This window comes from Pedobacter agri PB92 (assembly GCF_000258495.1).
GTDB lineage: Bacteria > Bacteroidota > Bacteroidia > Sphingobacteriales > Sphingobacteriaceae > Pedobacter > Pedobacter agri.
Map to the genome: position 1 here is coordinate 1 of NZ_AJLG01000336.1, position 1,011 is coordinate 1,011.

At 37.2% G+C, this 1,011-nt stretch carries 1 pseudogene; it reads left to right on the forward strand.

The window, feature by feature from the left end:
• Positions 1-703: pseudogene (locus tag ON09_RS23750) on the forward strand (DUF2723 domain-containing protein); the annotation flags it as partial.
• Positions 704-1,011 lie beyond the last annotated feature (308 nt).

Consider the following 1,011-nt stretch of genomic DNA (forward strand, 5'->3'; position numbering starts at 1 on the left):
TATGCTCGATATTCTTGCGCACAATGACTGGAAACGTCCGATTTATTTTGCTTCTACAGTTCCATCAGACCAGTACAATGGTTTAGATAAATATTTATACAGTGAAGGTTTAGCTTTACGTTTAATGCCTTTGAAACCAGATACTACTGCAGCTGAAGAAAGAGCAGAACAGTTAAATACACCGGTGCTGTATAATAATGTGATGAACAAATTCAAGTGGGGCAACATGAAAACAGCTAAATATCTGGATCCACAGTCATCTGATGATACTTTCATTTTCACTAATATTTTCAGTAACCTTACAGGAAGTTTGATTAAGGAAGGCAAAACTGCTGAAGCTAAAAAAGTGGTTGAAAAATATTATGCGGTAATGCCTCAAAAATTCTTTGGTATCCGTACGGTAGTGGTGAAATTCTACATGGCAGAAAACTTATATAAGCTCGGTGAAACTGCCAGAGCCAATGAGATTTTAACGCAGTCTGGAGATTACATCAATAAGGAGTTAACATATCTTGCAGATCTTTCAGCCACAAAAGGTTTAACAGGATCTCAAAACATCCAAACAGGATTATATTATTTAGACAGAATGATCAGAATTGCTAAAGCCAGTGGGCAGGATAAAGTAAGCAGTCAGCTAGAGAAAACATTCTCTGGTTTGGAAGCTAAATTTTCTGCTTATTACTCGCAACAAGCGCCACAATAAACATAGCATTTAGAATATTTGAAAGCAGCTTCATTCATTTGAAGCTGCTTTTTTTTTGCCCCAGACCTCATAGGTTAAGTTACTTACGCTCGTTAGAAACGAGTGTGGGCATTTACTGCAAAAAAATCTTTCATAGTGCCTGCGCTCGTTTCTAACGAGCGCATTAATAGCTTTACGATTCCATCGTAAGATACGAACACCTATTTACAATAAAATTGCAATAGTAGCTTACCGATTCTATCGTAAAATACGATTAGTTTTTTACACGCTCGTTAGAAACGAGCGTGGGCATTTTTAAGCGTGCGCAT